Source organism: Rheinheimera nanhaiensis E407-8 (assembly GCF_000296695.1).
GTDB classification, from domain to species: Bacteria; Pseudomonadota; Gammaproteobacteria; order Enterobacterales; family Alteromonadaceae; genus Alishewanella; species Alishewanella nanhaiensis.
The window spans coordinates 128,918-144,552 of sequence record NZ_BAFK01000003.1 but is presented as its reverse complement, the minus strand read 5'-3'; the positions used below and the strand labels follow the sequence as shown (position 1 = coordinate 144,552).

Here is a 15,635-nt window from a genome sequence, read left to right as displayed (position 1 = left end):
ACCAGGCTTATGACTCAGCAGTAGATATCAAGTTCAGTTATTGCGCATCAATAAACAAAAAAGGCCGGCATATATTGCCGGCCTCTCTGACATAACTTATCGGTCATTCCCACTCAATGGTCGCAGGTGGTTTACCACTGATATCATACACCACACGGGAAATGCCGTTGATTTCATTGATAATACGGTTAGACACCTTGCCCAGTAAATCATATGGCAGATGGGCCCAGTGCGCGGTCATAAAGTCGATGGTTTCTACCGCACGCAAGGACACTACCCAGTCGTACTTACGCGCATCGCCCATTACACCCACCGATTTTACCGGCAGGAACACGGCAAAAGCCTGGCTTACTTTATGGTACAGCTCGGCTTTATGCAGCTCTTCAATAAAGATGGCATCGGCGCGGCGCAGTATGTCGCAGTATTCTTTTTTAATCTCACCCAGTACGCGCACGCCTAAGCCTGGTCCCGGGAACGGGTGACGGTACAGCATGTCGTATGGCAGGCCCAGCTCTAAGCCGACTTTGCGCACTTCGTCTTTAAACAGCTCGCGTAGCGGCTCTACCAGGCCCAGTTTCATATGCGCCGGTAAACCGCCCACGTTATGGTGCGACTTAATTACATGGGCTTTACCGGTAGCCGAGCCGGCTGATTCAATCACATCCGGGTAAATGGTGCCCTGCGCCAGCCATTTGGCATTGCTCAGTTTTTGCGCCTGCTCGTCGAATACTTCTACAAACACCCGGCCGATAATTTTACGCTTGGCTTCCGGCTCGTTTTCACCGGCTAAAGCCGATAAGAAACGCTGTTCGGCATCGACTTTGATAATGTTCAGGCCGAAATGATCGCCAAACATATCCATTACCTGCTTGCCTTCGTTTAAGCGCAGCAGGCCGTTGTCAACAAAGACGCAAGTCAGGTTTTTACCGATAGCGCGGTGCAGTAACATCGCCACCACTGAGCTATCCACACCGCCGGATAAGCCTAGAATAACCTGATCATCACCTATCTGCTGTTTTAAGCGCAGTATCGCATCTTCAATAATGCTGGCCGGCGTCCATAATTTATCGCAGCCGCAAATATCCACCACGAAATGCTCTAACATACGCAGGCCCTGACGGGTATGGGTTACCTCTGGGTGGAACTGCACACCGTAGAACTGACGGGCTTCATCTACCATACCGGCATGGGGACAGGTTGGCGTGCTGGCGCAGGTAATAAAACCTTCAGGAATTTGTACCACTTTGTCACCGTGGCTCATCCACACATCTAACAAAGCATTGCCGTTGCTGCCAACATGGTCTTCAATTTTGGCAAACAGTTCGTTTTCGGCCACCACTTCTACCTGGGCATAGCCAAACTCGCGCATATCCGAGCCCTGCACCTTGCCGCCCAACTGCTCGGCCATGGTTTGCATGCCGTAGCAAATGCCCAGCACCGGTACGCCGGCTTCAAACACATACTGCGGCGCCCGTGGCGAGTTGGCTTCGTGTACGCTTTCCGGGCCGCCGGATAAAATAATGCCGGTGGGGTTAAAGTCACGGATTTGCGCTTCGGTCACATCCCAGGCCCACAGCTCACAATAGACGCCAATTTCGCGCACACGGCGGGCAATTAACTGGGTGTATTGCGAACCAAAGTCGAGAATTAAGATGCGGTGGTGATGAATGTTTTTGTTCATAGCGACCTTTAAAAAGTAAAGCGGCTGGGGTAAGCCAGCCGATAAAACAGGAAACAGTTTAGCCTAAGCGGTAGTTGGGCGCTTCTTTGGTGATCTGCACATCATGTACGTGCGACTCGCCCATACCGGCCGAGGTTACCCGGACAAACTCTGGCTTGGTGCGCAAATCATCAATAGTAGGGCAACCGGTTAAGCCCATGGCACTGCGCAGGCCGCCCATTTGCTGGTGAATAATGTTCTCCATCGGGCCTTTGTAGGCGACGCGGCCTTCAATACCCTCAGGTACCAACTTCTCGGCATTGTTGTTGCCCTGAAAGTAACGATCTGATGAACCATTACGCTGCGCCATAGCGCCTAATGACCCCATACCACGGTAAGATTTGTAATAACGGCCCTGATACAGCTCTACCTCGCCCGGTGCTTCTTCGGTGCCGGCAAACATAGAACCGACCATCACGCAGTTAGCGCCAGCCACTAAGGCTTTGGCAATATCACCGGAGAAGCGGATGCCGCCATCGGCAATAATAGTGACATCGGTACCGGCTACGCCCATCGCGGCTTCAGAAATAGCGGTAATTTGTGGCACGCCACAACCAGTGACAATACGGGTAGTACAAATAGAGCCCGGGCCGATACCCACTTTAACGGCATTGGCCCCGGCTTGTGCTAAGGCTTTGGCGCCCTCAGCGGTGGCGACATTACCGGCGACAATTTGTAAATCCGGGTACTGGGCGCGGGTTTGCTTCACGCGGTCAATGACGCCCTGTGAGTGGCCGTGCGAGGTGTCAATCAGCAGAATATCGACACCGGCTTCCACCAGCGCGGCAATGCGCTCGTCAGTGCCCGGGCCTACACCTACCGCTGCACCTACACGCAGCCGGCCTAACTCGTCTTTACAGGCATTGGGTTTGCTGGCGGCTTTGTAGTAATCCCGTACGGTGATAAGGCCTTTTAATTTAAAATCGTTATCAACCACCAGCACCTTTTCAATGCGGTGTTGGTGCATTTTCTTAAAGGCTTCTTCGCGCGGTGCGCTTTCCAGCACCGTCACTAAACGCTCACGGGGCGTCATTAAGCTGGCCACTTTCTCGCTGTTGTTCGCTTCAAAGCTCATATCGCGGCTGGTCAGCATACCGACCAGATTGTTGCTGGCATCAACCACCGGGAAACCGGAAAAGCCGTGCTGCTGCGCCATCGCCTGCACTTCACGGATGCTCATCTCCGGCGTTACGGTTACCGGATCGGATACCACACCGCTTTCGAATTTCTTCACCCGGCGTACGTTAGCAGCCTGCTCTTCAATGGTCATATTTTTGTGGATAAAACCCAGGCCACCTTCCTGCGCCAGCGCTATGGCTAAGCGGGCTTCGGTTACTGTGTCCATAGACGCAGATACCATAGGAATATTCAGCGTGATGCTTTTGGTCAGTCGGGTGCGTAAATCGGCCGTATGAGGTAGAACAGTAGAGTGCGCCGGTACCAGTAACACATCGTCAAAGGTAAGGGCTTCTTGTTTGATCCTGAGCATTGCAACAATCTCGCTGTGGCTGAAAAGATAGGGAATGTTGCGGCGCAATTTTAACGGTTTTACGCGCGTATCACAAACGGTTTTTTGTTTTATGTTACCCTAGCCATTATTCACCCCAGCCAAGACCGCAAGTGTTATGACTACACCGGATATTTACACCGTATCGCGCTTAAACAGCGAGGTGCGCTTAACGCTGGAGCTGCAGTTTCAAACACTGTGGCTGCAGGGCGAAGTGTCTAACTTTGTCGCCGCCGCCAGTGGCCACTGGTACTTTTCGCTAAAAGACAGTGCCGCCCAGGTAAAATGCGCCATGTTTAAAATGGCTAACCGTAACAGCAGCTTTAGGCCCCAAAACGGCCAGCAGGTGCTTATTCGGGCCCGCATCAGTGTATATGAGCCGCGCGGTGAATATCAGTTACTGGCCGAGTTTATTGAAAGCGCCGGCGCAGGTTTGCTAAAACAACAGTTCGAACAGTTAAAAGCTAAATTACAAGCCGAAGGCTTATTTGACCCGGCGCGGAAAAAAGCCCTGCCAGCACAGGTGCAGCGCGTGGGGGTGATTACTTCGCCTACCGGCGCCGCCGTGCGCGACATTGTGACCGTTTTAGCACGCCGCGCGCCGGGTATTGAAGTGATTATTTACCCCAGCCAGGTGCAGGGCGAGACTGCAGCAGCACAGCTTCGCAATATGCTTAGCAGCGCGATACGGCGTAACGAAGTAGATGTATTAATTATTGGCCGCGGCGGTGGCTCGCTGGAAGACTTGTGGTGTTTTAACGACGAGGGCCTGTGCCGTGCCGTCGCCGCCTGCCCTATTCCAATCGTTAGCGCGGTGGGCCATGAAATTGATTTTGCCTTAACCGACTTTGTCGCCGACGTACGGGCGCCCACTCCTTCGGCCGCAGCAGAGCTGGTATCACCGGATCAGTCGCATTTACTTGACCGCATACTGCAGCTAAAAAACCGCCTGCTGCAGGCACAGCGCAGCCGCTTACAACAAGCCGCACCGACACTGTTAAACTTAAGCCAGCGCCTTATTGCGCTGCACCCCAAGCGCCGCCTGCAGCAGCAACAGCAGCGGCTGGACGAGTTGCAACTGCGTTTAACGGCCGCCATTAAGCGTGCCCTCAGCATTTTACAGCAGCGGCAGCAGTATGCAGATAAAAGCCTGCGTCAGCTATCGCCGCTAAAAAGCCTGCAACAGCATAACTTGAAGCTACATGAGCTACAGCGCCGGCTGATTAACGCCCAGCAAGCCCAGCTAAAACAGCGGAAGCAACAGCTGGCTGCCTTTAGCAGCCAGTTAAATACGGTAAGCCCGCTGGCCACGCTGGCGCGCGGCTACAGCATTACCTTTGACGCCAAACAGCAGGTGGTTAGCAACAGTCAGCAGTTACAACAGGGTGATAAGGTCAGGGTAAAGCTGGCTGAGGGCGGCTTTGAAGCCGAGGTGGTAAAAGTTACCGGCGGCTAATGCCGCCGGTTGTTTATGCGCTCTAGGCAGTTTATGCGCTCTAGGCAGTTTATGCGCTCTAGGCAGTTTTACCACTGGTATCAAACCGATGGCGGATCTCTTCTTCAGCCGCCTCGGTGACTAAACCGTTCTCATGCAGGTAATTCAGCGCCCGCTGACCAGATTGTGCCAAAGAGCGGTTAGCCAGCTGCTCCAGATGCGCTGGTAATGACTGCGGATGCTGGGCAGCCAGTGCCGCTAATTTTTCCGCATTGCGCGCCTGATAGTGACGGTACAAGCCGGTGACTTCGGTGTAAATATCTTGCTGGAATACCGGTTCATCAAAGTTATCCTGCATTAAGCCAATAATAATTAATGCCTTTCTGGCCACAATCATCTGGCTGCGGTAATACTCCAGCTTTTCTTCCAGCAATTTGGCGTCGCTGACTTTACGGCTGAACACGGTATGCATCATCGTGGCCAGCGACTCAAAAATGTCTTTGCGCTCACGAAACGCATCAGGATCAATGTTGTTATGCTGGGCGTACTCAATTTTTTCTTTTTGCAGGAACAACTTACTGTAAATTTTGCGATAAGGCCTTAAGCTCACCTCGTTATTAATGTATAGCCGCTTAAGAATAGTAAACTCGATATTCACCATCGCCAGGTGCAGGGATTGCACGAAAATGGTGCGGCCATAACGCTGCATCAGGCTTTGGCGCTCGGCTTTGGCTTCACTCAGCTTCTGCTCTACCTGCGCCAGTAAAAACTGGAATTTCTCTTCGCTGAAAAAGCCTTTTGTCCGGTGTTCCTGTAAGCGTGAACGCTCCATCAACAGGTAGTAAATACCCAAATCAGCGCGGTGCGCGGTTTCCAGCGGCTCTGCCGCATTAATTTTATAGCGGCGCATCATAGGGCCAATCATCGGCGCTTTAATAAACAGCGTGGCCAGAATACAACCTATGGTGAGGGCTAACAGGAAATCGCGCGGAGAATACGGCAGGCTCCAGCCTTCCAGCGTAAAGTCGGCCGGGATAATCAACACGATAATAATCGACAAGGCGCCGCGTAAACTGGCCCAGGCCAGTAACTTACGCCAGGATGATGGGATCTGCTCTTCCACCTTACTCATATTTAACGGCAGCATAACCGCATACACGGCAACAATACGGGTAAGCGCCACCACTACCACGGCCACTAAAATAGGCAGCCACAACTCAGCAAAATTCACGCCCAGGCTGGCAAACAGCAAGCCGGCCATCAGGAACACCAGGGAGTTGACAATAAAGGCCATATGTTCAATCAGTTTACTTAAATACTCATCGACCTTAGGCGCTAAAATATTACGCGAGTAATTGCCCAAAAACAGCGAGGCGACGGTAGTGGCAATAATGGACGAGACGTGGAAATACCCCAGGCTGTTAATCAGCTCGGTCAGGATAAACACCAGGTGCGCGGAAATCACCAGCAAGGTCACCGTTACAAATTCATTGCTCTTGGTATAGTGCAGTGCCTTAGAAAACAAGCCGGCCATCAGTAAGCCAATCACAATGCCCGAGGACAACATAATTATAAATTCGCTTACCCCATGCAGTACTGTGGTGCTGCCAAAGAATCCCTCAGTGGCGATAGCAAAAAACACGAAAAACAGCGCCACCGCTGTACCGTCGTTAAATAAACTTTCCCCTTCAAAAATCATCCCCAGCCGGCGCGGCACGCCAAACTCTTTAAACATCGACAGCACTGCCACCGGATCGGTCGCCGAGATAATAGCGCCAAACATTAAGGTGAGGATAAAGGGCACTTCAATGCCGATTAACGGCAACAGGTAATACAGTACCACACCAATAATCACCGCCGAGATACACAGGCCCACAATGGATAACAGCGAAATGGCCCAGGCGTTGTCGACCATCTTGCGAAAATTCATATTAAAACCAGACTCAAAAATCAGCACCGGCAGGAAGATAAAAAACAGCAGCTCCGGCGTTAGCGCCATCTCGCTGATAAAACCAAACACGTTACTGAGGTAAGGCAAACTGACAATGGGCACCAGCAGCAGGCCAACCAGCACCAGCAGTACCGTGTAGGGCATTTTCAAACGTCTAGATGCAAAATAAACCACGGTGGACAGCGCTATTAACACAAAAAGTGCCAGCGTGGATGTCAGGGTTAGTACCATTGCCAAAGCTCTCCGCTAAATGTTGAACGGGTTTAATGTCAAATCGTTAATACTCCAGTGTTACCGGCGCAGCGTAAAAGGGCATTAAAACAACACTGGTTAGAAAGGGGTTTATTCTGAGATGGATATTGCTGGAGAGGTGCAATGACGGTAATTGGTAACGTTTTGGCAAAGACGACAGGTAAAACCTGACAACATAGCCTGGCCAGCAGCATGCGGATAAATGTAACAACGATACCGGTATAACGGGCAGCGCGAACCGCGATGATTAACATCGGATGCATTGCAATTACCTTATTTTTATAACCAGAGCGCAGTAAATTTGGCTCAGTGCTCAGAATAGCGCGCGTATTCTAACCCCTGCAGGCAGGAAGTAAAGCTAAAAGCGCTGTTCGTCGTGATTTCTCTGCATTCTCCCGCAGCCTGGTGCACCCACCAACCGCCGCCGTCAGGTAAATTTGCTTTAAATAACTGTCGACAGGTTGTAAAACTTTAGCCACAGCGATACAGTTGCCGCCAGCGAGTTATGCACGAAGCAACAGGACTGCATTATGACGTTATCAGCAACACGCAGCGCGCGCCGGTTAGCACTGGTTTTAAGCTGCGCCACCCTTCCCTTTATCAATGGTTGTACCGTGCTTGGCATGGTGGCAGACCATGCGCTATTTGAAGAAGAGCGCCGCAACCAGCCGTTAATGGAGCAAAATACGATTAACGAGCAGGAAGTACTGTTCGGCCAGCTGGGGTTGGAAGCTGATATTGCTATAGCGAAAAAAGTCATTTCAACGGTAAAAGGTACACCTGAACAACCTGCAACGCGCTGTAAGATGGAAAACGGTATCCGCTTTTGTTACGAAGAAGGTGCCGAAGGCTACTAGATGCGCTTTCCCCGGCGCAGGCTTTGCTCCCGCTAGCCTGCCGCCCTGTCACCTGCCACCTGGAAATAGCCAACCGCCTATTCATGCCGGCGTAAATCTAACCTGAGAGATCAGCCGTATACAGGCTGCAGCTACTACACTCTGGTGGCGTTCTGGCCAAACTTACAACAGCAAGGATATGTATGAAAAAGCTTACCGCGTTGGCATTAGTGATGATGATGCAAGGTGTGTTTTGTCAAAGCGCATTAGCGCAGCAGGAAAACCGCGCTATGGTGCCTTTACCCTCAGTAGACGACTTTACCCGTGGCAATGACGGCTGGGCGTTTGCGCTGGGCGCGGGTATCGAGTACGAAACCGCCTACGAAGGCTCAGACGAATTTGGTTTTGAAGTACAACCCGCCGGCGCAATACAGTGGCGCAGCGGCGATAACATTTTCTATTTCGCCGGCGAAGCGCTGGGCTGGCGCGGCCTGCGCGCAGAAACCTGGTTACTGGAAGCGTTAATTGGCTTTGATGAGGGCCGAGAAGAAAATGACTCTGATGATGGCCGCCTTGATGGGCTGGGTGATACCGAAGAAGGTTTTGAACTCGTGCTGCAGGCACGGCGGGCTTTTAGCGACGACTGGCGTTATTGGTTAGTTAGCCGGCTGGTGGCCGGTGATAACGGCAACCTTGGCCTGTTTGGTGTCGGCCGCCGTTTTGGCGATAAAACCGATGGCTCCGGCTCAGAGATTAACCTGGTCGCCGTATTTCATGACAGCAAATATGCCAATACCGGTTTTGGCATTACCGCACAGCAGTCACTGGCATCGGGCCTGAACGAAACCCGGCTCAGCGGCGGCTTACGCTCTGTCGGTGTTGATTACAATTACCGGCACAATATTAATGAAAACTGGCAAATTTTCGCCGAAGCGCTATACGAGCACTTCAGCAGCGAAGTGCGTAGCAGCCCCATCGCCCGTAGCAACTATGAAGCGGAAATAGGTATCGGCTTTATTTACATCTTCTAGTTCTACCCGCTTGACCAAAGTGGCCGGCTGCTGCCGGCGCTGCGGCTAGCACAGCGAACGGCGACAGCTTAGGCCCAGCCCCTAAGGCACGTCCCTCGGGGCTTTTCTTGAATATTTTTGCCGGTTAACTGGCCAATCCATAGAAAAAAATGATGGTGACTTGTTAACAGCGGACTATAGTTTAGCTATGTGTAGTTCCGAGGCTACAGCTATGGATAGCGCGATAGCATGCCCACACCCGATACGGCGCTGGTTGTTTTGGCATCGCTGCTTTTTACTGTCCGGTTTATTTTTTATGCTGTTTCAGTTGCATGCGCAGGCGCTACGCGTGGCGCTATCGGCTGATGACTATCCACCGTTTTATTATCAGCAAGGCGATACCTTGCAAGGCTTCTCCGTTGATGTATTACAGGCTGTCGCCACTGATTTAGGCCTAAGCGTGCAATGGCAGCGCTTGCCCTGGAGCCGGGTAGTAAAACACGTAGCCAGCGGTAAAGCCGATGTTATTACCGTATTTTATAAAACCGATGTCAGAGCAGAGCAGTTTTACTTCAGTACCGAGAGTTATTTGCGTGACCCTATAGTGCTGCTATGTGCAACACCATGCCAGGTACAATTTGATGGTGACCTGGCCAAACTCAGCCAGCAACCGGTAGCAGTGGTGCGTGATTTTTCCTATGGCCCGCTGATAGACCGGCTGGAATTTAGCCGCGCCGCGGTGGTAGATTCCGACCCGATGCTGTTTAAGCAACTGATTAAACGCCGGCTGCAGTTAGGCATAGCCTCACTCATAACCGTGCGCCACGCCCCCGAGCTAAAACAAGCCGCTGCTCAGGTGCAGGTGCTTTACCCGGTGCTGGATTATGTCGATATCTACTTCGCCTTTAGCCGGCAAAGCAGCGTAACGCCAGAGCTGATCCGCCGCTTTGATCAGGCTTTACAACGCTACAAAAAAAGTGATGCTTACGCTGCTTTACTCAGCCGCTATCAGCTGGTGGATTTATAAAGCCGGTAACGCCGACGTAGCCCAAGGCAATACTGTTGATGGTGAAGCATTTCTTAATACACTTTAGCAAACGCTAAGCGAAGTAGTAGTTAAAGCTATGACCTGCTTTGCCGCCCCTAAAATTCTTTTTAGCGCGCAGAAAACAGTAAGCCCTCACAGGGCGCTGATCTTGCGGGTAGCGGGAGGGGTGTTGTTAGGCAATATTTTAGTGATCGACAGCCATTTATCAAGTTTAGCTACGCCCCCATTTTCAGCTTCTTTTTCTCAACCTGAATCTCAGCCGTGACTTTAGTAATTCGCAGAGCTAAAGCGAGACAAAGTAAAAGTGGTCCGAATACCATCATCAGGAATTCAAACGTCGAAGTTTGTACGGATAGTGCACGACTAAGTACTAAATCTCTTTGCTCCTCATACTCGCTCGCATATTTTTCTAGTGTTTCTACGTAAAAGCTCTCGTAATTAGTGGTTCCGAGGTACTGAACATAGCCAAGCTCTACAAGGGGTTTTAAAGGGTAAGAAACACTCGATGGCATATTAGTGTTTAGCGATTTGAAGTAACTGCATTGGCTTCGTTGCTCATGTACGATGTCATCAAAATCATCCGGAGAAAAATCCGATCTCTCTCTAACAATACATATACTACTCTCCGGCTTTGCTGCGTCATCAACCCATCGCCGAAGCAGCCGATAATCACTTTCCGCTCTGGGAATCTCAAGATTCTGTAACAATTGTCCGGATAGATACTGGTCAACTTGGCTGCTAGTAGCAAAAAGTCCGAACGCAGCCATGCTGAGCCAAATGTAATCAACACGTTTCCATGCAACTGCGCTCAGTTTAAGAAATTTAATTAATACCAAATGACAAATCACCAACACAACGATGAAGGCAGTCAATAGGTATGCGGGAGTTGCAACTAGCTCGATTAAAAATGAATCAAATCGCATTAAACATGACCCCTGAGGCTTAGTATTGACCCCTTTGGCGCAAATTCAGGCATAGAACATCTCCGTTAGCTGCATTTAAACTTAACTGTAGCATTAACTACACCACAGATTGTTTGTTTCTAGCAAAATTGTCGACGATAGCTACGTCTCAATTTTTAAGCATTCTTAAGTATGTTGTGTTCATAGCTTAACCTGCGGAAAAATCCCACTTATTTTACATTTAAAACATAAGATTCACATTTACACTATTAACGGTTAGACTAGCCGAAATTTTATATTCGCAAAGGAGAATGTGATGGCCCGTTCCGTATATGTTGCTGCTGAGTACAAAGAAGATCCTCTAGGTTTTTTGATTAAATTAATGGATCTGACGCAGTACGCCACCGAGCTGAAGAGCCTTTCTAATGGCTTATACCTTCTGACTGGTATTCTCACGTTCAGAAGTCTTAACCATCTTGACCGGATGAAAGTTAATAAAGCTATTCTTGATTTACCACGCGGTTATCTGTTAGCCAAACTGGCCCCCATGACAGCAAAAATGATTGCAAACCCATACTGGTTCAGTTGGAGCTTGTCTGATGACGAGCTGAAATCCTACTACAAGCTGAACAATGACTTTGCGAGCTCAGTAGAGAAGTTAGGTTTAGACTTTGGCTCATTAACTGCCGTTACTTTGGGTGGTGCGCTGTTGGCAGCAAGTGAATCCGGGGTTAAAACCGCAATAGTGAATGCAGCTAAACAAGGTTCTAATTCAAATTTAGCTGGGGCTGCGGCGAAGAAATTTGGTGCCAGTGGTGTTACAGTTCAACGCGCAGGCGTTGCCGCTGCTATTGTTACTGTTTTTGCCGGTTGCATGCATGCGTTAACCGCTACGGGCGCTAACAACGCTAAAAAGGAACTGGCAATGCGTGGTTTACTGAGACTTGAAGATTTTTAATGATATTACATATTGTTAGCTCATTGATTTCTCTTAGCATAATGGCGATTTGTTTATATTTCGCCGTTGTGATTGATGCGAAATACAAATTAATAGCGCCCGAACCCAGCGCGCTAACAGACTTAGCTAAATTGGCACTTTACAAAGCAGCTCCCTTGGCGGGAGCTTGCGTTATGGCAGTGAAAGCAATCCATTATCCTGTGGGATATTTGATGGCTTTGGCCGTGTTTAGCTGCATATTTCTGTACGAATTGATTCGTCTAAAGGTATCTGCAAACACATGATGTCATTGCTTGCTTTATTATTAGTTACAGCCCAACCTTCGGCTACTGGCTTTACTGAACATGGTAGGGCCTTTGTCACTCTACTTACCTGCGCAGAGCATACCATTGGCTTTTCTACTGAAGAGAAGCAGCAACTGATGGATCTGGCTTTTGACCTATCTGATGGTGCCAAAGCGCTGGCCAGCGAGGATGATCTGAGTTTTGTCATTGGCATGACAGAACAGCAAGAGTTACTGGCAGAGCAAGCAAATAAAGCCCAGAGTCATATTTACAACAGCTTGAATGCCCAGGTTTCAACTTATCTAGATAAAGCATCTTGCCAGGCAACCGAGCAAAGCGCGCAGGCTTTGCTGGAAGCACTTAAAGAACGACTGCCGGAGTAATGTTTGGTTGTAATCAACACGCAGCAATCCTAGACGGTACTTATCCCAGGATCAATTAACTATAACTGCATTTTCGTTGTGACGAACAAGAGGTAAAGCTTGATGAGACCACGGGTTAAAATTGCCAGATAGCACGTTTACGCCAGTCTGCAGGAAAACCCATTGCCGAAGTGTCAGTAGCCGGATAGCGGTGCAGCAAATCGACCAGACGATGTCGCCACTGATTATCCGGTGCTATTTTATTCATTACATGGCCTATTAACACTAGGGTGTTGTACAGCTCTCTTGGTTTAGCCAGATTTATGCTACTTATCGTGTTCTGGTCGCCATTATTAGGCAATTTTGTGGTGATGGTAAAATCACGATTCCAAAGTCTGGAGTGGTGAGCGCAGATATTTCTGACAGTGACTAAATGGTGCAACAGAGACGTCAATACAACTTCATTCAAGCCGAAATTATCAGCGATGTCCTGCTTCAATCTGCGTCTTGCCAACCCACTAACAGCTTTTGATAACCAGCCAAAACTTAGTACCTCACAACAAATCCAAATTGCCGGTGCCGGTTCATCATACTTTTGCAGCTGCCGCAGGATATTAGGCTCTGTTGTACGACGTAATTCGAGTTGTAGTTGATCGATAAAATCCTGATGAGCAAAACCTTTTAAATTGAAGTTCTGCTTATCAAGATGGGCATGCGGACCTGCAAAATGGCTGAGGTGATAAGCCCACTGTGTTCGAACAGATATTTCAACTCGCTCTATCGCATCAAGCACCAGCAAACGGAGCTCACGATCAAAAATGTATAAGTCTAAAACTTGTTCGAAGGTAGTGTCTGGCAAAAACTTATGGGTATTGTAATCAGAAAAGAATGTCCAGCAGTAGGTGCCGAAGCGATAGTAATTGATTTGCGATAGGTAAAAAGACGCTTTATCAGGACAAGCAACGATTAGCCCGCGTTCCCTTAACTTCTGTACTTGGTGGGCAAACTCTAGCGGTGGCTTGGCAAACTCCATTTGCGAAACTCCAGAAAAAAGTAACCCCTCACAGGGCGCTGATCTTACGGGTAGCGGGAGGGGTGTTGTTACGCGACATTATAATGGTTAACGCTTAATTATCAAGTTAAGTTAAGTTCATCCCCTTCACAAAATAGGCTAGCTCCTTGATTAGCCAGCACAATTTAGCCATATCCAGTTATCCGCGAAACTGCTATCGTACTTTTTGCTAGGGAGAGAACGATGCCAACACTAGCTACAGATGAAACCAGCTTAAACGTCGATGAGTTATCGTAAGATGCGCAGAAAACGGCGTACCTTAAGTACTGTTTTAACGCAGCGAAAGACGACTTAGCTCAAGGCAATATTACGGATGGCGAAACATTTCTTAGTGCGCTTTAGCAACAGCTATGCAGAGTAAACATTAATTAGCTACGGCCTCATTTTCCTCAATTGCTTTGCTGTTTAGCACTACGCTCTTGTTCTCTTGTTACGAGATACCAAAATTCCTCAGTGCCATTATCGCGAGATACTTTCTTGGCGCCGATTTCGTGAAGAAACTGTCTTATTTGATCGTCGGTATAACCGCCGACTCGTTCTTTGAGCGCGATAAACGACCTGTCTGTATAGGTACGATGGTTGAGCATCTCGTTAAGAACGGATTTAACCATAGTTGAGCTCTTGTTCTGAAGAAGAAACATTTCTTTCTCGTGGGAGAACTGCCGAGTTTGAAGTAACCAATTAAAAAATCCGGTACCAAGGGCACCTACGATAACACCTAGCAATGTCCAACCAGCTTCTGTCATAAAATGATCTCTACGTGCAGTGCATAACGTTTATCTGGCGAAAAAATCCATACTTAATCGCAGAGCTTTCAGTCTTTGTCATCTTAACGTCGATGACACTACAGCGATTCAAAATGATTTACAACGGCATATCGGTGCTGATTGGTTTACCGATCCTGGTAAATACGTATATTCCCCCCGATTAAGCACTTTCGGTAATACCCAATTAAAAATACAATGCACTTTTGGGTAATACATAGCCTTAATAATTGGGGCTGTCTAGAAATCTGCAGAACCCATTTACCACGAGAGACCAATTTATGGAAAAAGCACATAAATACAATGAGTTAATCACAACCCTGTTACTATTAACACCTTTTATATTCACAGGTTGCAGCTCAACATCCACTGATAAACAGGTATTACGTAACACAGCTATAACAGACTTTCGTGGGTTAACCTTGGGATCGTCTCCTGTCAAAGATATGTATCTCCATCCCAGCGAAAATAAAATGCTGGAGAAAGGACACCATAGAAATAAAACCTACTACCGTAGTAATGATGAACTGAAATTTGGTGACATCACTGTTGATGAGATTAGCTACAGCTATATTGACGAAAAATTGTACAGCATAAACATCAACCTTGAGCAAGATCCTTATTGCCATAACGCTGAAACCTTAGCATCTGCATTAAATAAAAAGTATCAGGCATCCATGAAAGCCACAGTTTTCTCCACCGGAGAACATTTTTGGAAAGCGCAGTTTGTAAACTTAGAACTAGCAGTGTCTTGCACAAATATTTTTAGCGGTGGTAAGTTTTTTTCAACTTCCGTCCACATTTCTGAACCGCTCTTGTATAAGGTGTACGAGCAGCATTTAGACCTCGTTATAAGGGAAAATAAAAAATCCAACTCTGAAAAAGCAGCCTCAGACTTATGATTATTTTTATATTTTTTATCCAACAATAGCTTATGTCACACAACACTATTTCCCTGAATAAACAGCGCCAGCCGCTAGCGCATCTGGAATCAGTCTGGCTGTTTGGCTATGGCTCACTGATTTACAAAACCGATTTTGCTTATCTGGACACTAAACCGGCCTGCATTTATGGCTGGCAAAGGCGGTTTTGGCAGGGCTCGCATGATCACCGTGGTACGCCACAGGCGCCGGGGCGGGTGTTAACATTGATTGAAGCGCCCGGTGCGCGCTGTGCTGGTATGGCGTATCAGGTAACGCCGGATACCTTTGAGCATTTAGACCACCGCGAGAAAAACGGCTATTTGCGCGTATTTACCCCACTGCATTGGCTACATGAAGCGGGCGAAGCTGAGGGCATAGTGTATTTAGCCACACCCGATAACGCAGCTTATTTAGGCCCGGCCAGTGACAGCGAAATTGCCGCCCATATTGCCAGCAGCGCCGGCCCCAGCGGGCCAAATAGCGAGTATGTACTAAAGCTGGCGCAGGCACTGCGCGCTATGAATGAGCATGACGAGCATGTATTTGCCATTGAACGCGAGCTGCTAAAGCTTTTGTAAGGCAAGCTATTACCGCTAAAACACCAGCCAATA

Annotated in this window: 15 protein-coding genes; 8 read left to right on the top strand and 7 right to left on the bottom strand. The window is 48.7% G+C overall.

Annotated elements, in window-relative coordinates:
* Positions 1-103: 103 nt before the first annotated feature.
* Together guaA and guaB are read right to left on the bottom strand one after the other, a co-directional pair.
* Positions 104-1,681, bottom strand: coding sequence for a glutamine-hydrolyzing GMP synthase (gene guaA / locus RNAN_RS03610; protein WP_008218835.1), 1,578 nt, complete (start codon positions 1,679-1,681; stop codon positions 104-106).
* 58 nt (positions 1,682-1,739) lie between these two features.
* A complete protein-coding gene (gene guaB, locus RNAN_RS03605) occupies positions 1,740-3,209 on the bottom strand; it encodes an IMP dehydrogenase (RefSeq protein ID WP_008218834.1) in 1,470 nt (489 codons plus the stop codon).
* Positions 3,210-3,345: 136 nt separating this feature from the next.
* On the opposite strand from guaB, the gene xseA reads away from it, so the two are divergent.
* On the top strand, positions 3,346-4,683 hold the full coding sequence (gene xseA / locus RNAN_RS03600) for an exodeoxyribonuclease VII large subunit (RefSeq protein ID WP_008218832.1): 1,338 nt from the start codon (positions 3,346-3,348) through the stop codon (positions 4,681-4,683).
* 58 nt (positions 4,684-4,741) lie between these two features.
* On the opposite strand, the gene RNAN_RS03595 is transcribed toward xseA, so the two are convergent.
* The gene (locus RNAN_RS03595) at positions 4,742-6,844 is read right to left on the bottom strand and encodes a cation:proton antiporter (RefSeq protein WP_008218831.1); all 2,103 of its coding nucleotides are present in this window, start codon (positions 6,842-6,844) and stop codon (positions 4,742-4,744) included.
* Positions 6,845-6,882: 38 nt separating this feature from the next.
* Positions 6,883-7,128, bottom strand: coding sequence for a hypothetical protein (locus tag RNAN_RS19065; RefSeq protein WP_148275645.1), 246 nt, complete (start codon positions 7,126-7,128; stop codon positions 6,883-6,885).
* 267 nt (positions 7,129-7,395) lie between these two features.
* Between RNAN_RS19065 and RNAN_RS03590 the strand changes: the two genes are divergently transcribed.
* The 3 genes from RNAN_RS03590 to RNAN_RS03580 all read left to right on the top strand — a co-directional run bounded on the left by RNAN_RS03590 (position 7,396) and on the right by RNAN_RS03580 (position 9,738).
* Positions 7,396-7,722 (top strand): hypothetical protein, encoded by a 327-nt coding sequence (locus RNAN_RS03590; RefSeq protein ID WP_040551594.1) that lies wholly within the window; start codon positions 7,396-7,398, stop codon positions 7,720-7,722.
* Between the two features lie 182 nt (positions 7,723-7,904).
* Entirely contained in the window at positions 7,905-8,732 is an 828-nt protein-coding gene (locus RNAN_RS03585; RefSeq protein ID WP_008218827.1) for a MipA/OmpV family protein, read from the top strand.
* A 211-nt stretch (positions 8,733-8,943) separates the two neighbouring features.
* Complete coding sequence (locus tag RNAN_RS03580) at positions 8,944-9,738, top strand: substrate-binding periplasmic protein (RefSeq protein ID WP_008218826.1); 795 nt, start codon at positions 8,944-8,946, stop codon at positions 9,736-9,738.
* Between the two features lie 236 nt (positions 9,739-9,974).
* Here the strand turns inward: RNAN_RS03580 and RNAN_RS03575 are convergent, their stop codons facing one another.
* Positions 9,975-10,682, bottom strand: a complete 708-nt coding sequence (locus RNAN_RS03575; protein WP_040551592.1) for a hypothetical protein — start codon at positions 10,680-10,682, stop codon at positions 9,975-9,977.
* A 295-nt stretch (positions 10,683-10,977) separates the two neighbouring features.
* Between RNAN_RS03575 and RNAN_RS18605 the strand changes: the two genes are divergently transcribed.
* Together RNAN_RS18605 and RNAN_RS03560 are read left to right on the top strand one after the other, a co-directional pair.
* Complete coding sequence (locus RNAN_RS18605) at positions 10,978-11,619, top strand: hypothetical protein (protein ID WP_008218825.1); 642 nt, start codon at positions 10,978-10,980, stop codon at positions 11,617-11,619.
* Between the two features lie 280 nt (positions 11,620-11,899).
* Positions 11,900-12,286, top strand: coding sequence for a hypothetical protein (locus RNAN_RS03560; RefSeq protein ID WP_148275644.1), 387 nt, complete (start codon positions 11,900-11,902; stop codon positions 12,284-12,286).
* 115 nt (positions 12,287-12,401) lie between these two features.
* Here RNAN_RS03560 and RNAN_RS03555 read toward each other — a convergent pair whose 3' ends face one another.
* Both RNAN_RS03555 and RNAN_RS03550 read right to left on the bottom strand, forming a co-directional pair.
* Positions 12,402-13,298, bottom strand: coding sequence for an Abi family protein (locus tag RNAN_RS03555; protein ID WP_008218823.1), 897 nt, complete (start codon positions 13,296-13,298; stop codon positions 12,402-12,404).
* 428 nt (positions 13,299-13,726) lie between these two features.
* Positions 13,727-14,083, bottom strand: a complete 357-nt coding sequence (locus RNAN_RS03550) for a hypothetical protein (protein WP_040551589.1) — start codon at positions 14,081-14,083, stop codon at positions 13,727-13,729.
* A gap of 299 nt (positions 14,084-14,382) precedes the next feature.
* Between RNAN_RS03550 and RNAN_RS03545 the strand changes: the two genes are divergently transcribed.
* Together RNAN_RS03545 and RNAN_RS03540 are read left to right on the top strand one after the other, a co-directional pair.
* Entirely contained in the window at positions 14,383-15,003 is a 621-nt protein-coding gene (locus RNAN_RS03545; RefSeq protein ID WP_040551588.1) for a hypothetical protein, read from the top strand.
* A gap of 32 nt (positions 15,004-15,035) precedes the next feature.
* Positions 15,036-15,602 carry a gamma-glutamylcyclotransferase gene (locus tag RNAN_RS03540; RefSeq protein WP_008218820.1) on the top strand — a complete coding sequence of 189 codons (567 nt, stop codon included), beginning with the start codon at positions 15,036-15,038 and terminating at the stop codon, positions 15,600-15,602.
* The last annotated feature ends 33 nt before the right edge of the window (positions 15,603-15,635 follow it).

Bases quoted from the DNA above. Each gene is read 5' to 3' on its own strand.
- RNAN_RS03575 (WP_040551592.1), bottom strand. From the start codon at position 10,682: ATGCGATTTGATTCATTTTTAATCGAGCTAGTTGCAACTCCCGCATAC.
- RNAN_RS03585 (WP_008218827.1), top strand. From the start codon at position 7,905: ATGAAAAAGCTTACCGCGTTGGCATTAGTGATGATGATGCAAGGTGTG.
- RNAN_RS03545 (WP_040551588.1), top strand. From the start codon at position 14,383: ATGGAAAAAGCACATAAATACAATGAGTTAATCACAACCCTGTTACTA.
- RNAN_RS03560 (WP_148275644.1), top strand. From the start codon at position 11,900: ATGATGTCATTGCTTGCTTTATTATTAGTTACAGCCCAACCTTCGGCT.
- RNAN_RS03540 (WP_008218820.1), top strand. From the start codon at position 15,036: ATGTCACACAACACTATTTCCCTGAATAAACAGCGCCAGCCGCTAGCG.
- RNAN_RS19065 (WP_148275645.1), bottom strand. From the start codon at position 7,128: ATGCATCCGATGTTAATCATCGCGGTTCGCGCTGCCCGTTATACCGGT.
- RNAN_RS03550 (WP_040551589.1), bottom strand. From the start codon at position 14,083: ATGACAGAAGCTGGTTGGACATTGCTAGGTGTTATCGTAGGTGCCCTT.
- RNAN_RS03595 (WP_008218831.1), bottom strand. From the start codon at position 6,844: ATGGTACTAACCCTGACATCCACGCTGGCACTTTTTGTGTTAATAGCG.
- RNAN_RS03580 (WP_008218826.1), top strand. From the start codon at position 8,944: ATGGATAGCGCGATAGCATGCCCACACCCGATACGGCGCTGGTTGTTT.
- RNAN_RS03555 (WP_008218823.1), bottom strand. From the start codon at position 13,298: ATGGAGTTTGCCAAGCCACCGCTAGAGTTTGCCCACCAAGTACAGAAG.
- RNAN_RS03590 (WP_040551594.1), top strand. From the start codon at position 7,396: ATGACGTTATCAGCAACACGCAGCGCGCGCCGGTTAGCACTGGTTTTA.
- guaB (WP_008218834.1), bottom strand. From the start codon at position 3,209: ATGCTCAGGATCAAACAAGAAGCCCTTACCTTTGACGATGTGTTACTG.
- guaA (WP_008218835.1), bottom strand. From the start codon at position 1,681: ATGAACAAAAACATTCATCACCACCGCATCTTAATTCTCGACTTTGGT.
- xseA (WP_008218832.1), top strand. From the start codon at position 3,346: ATGACTACACCGGATATTTACACCGTATCGCGCTTAAACAGCGAGGTG.
- RNAN_RS18605 (WP_008218825.1), top strand. From the start codon at position 10,978: ATGGCCCGTTCCGTATATGTTGCTGCTGAGTACAAAGAAGATCCTCTA.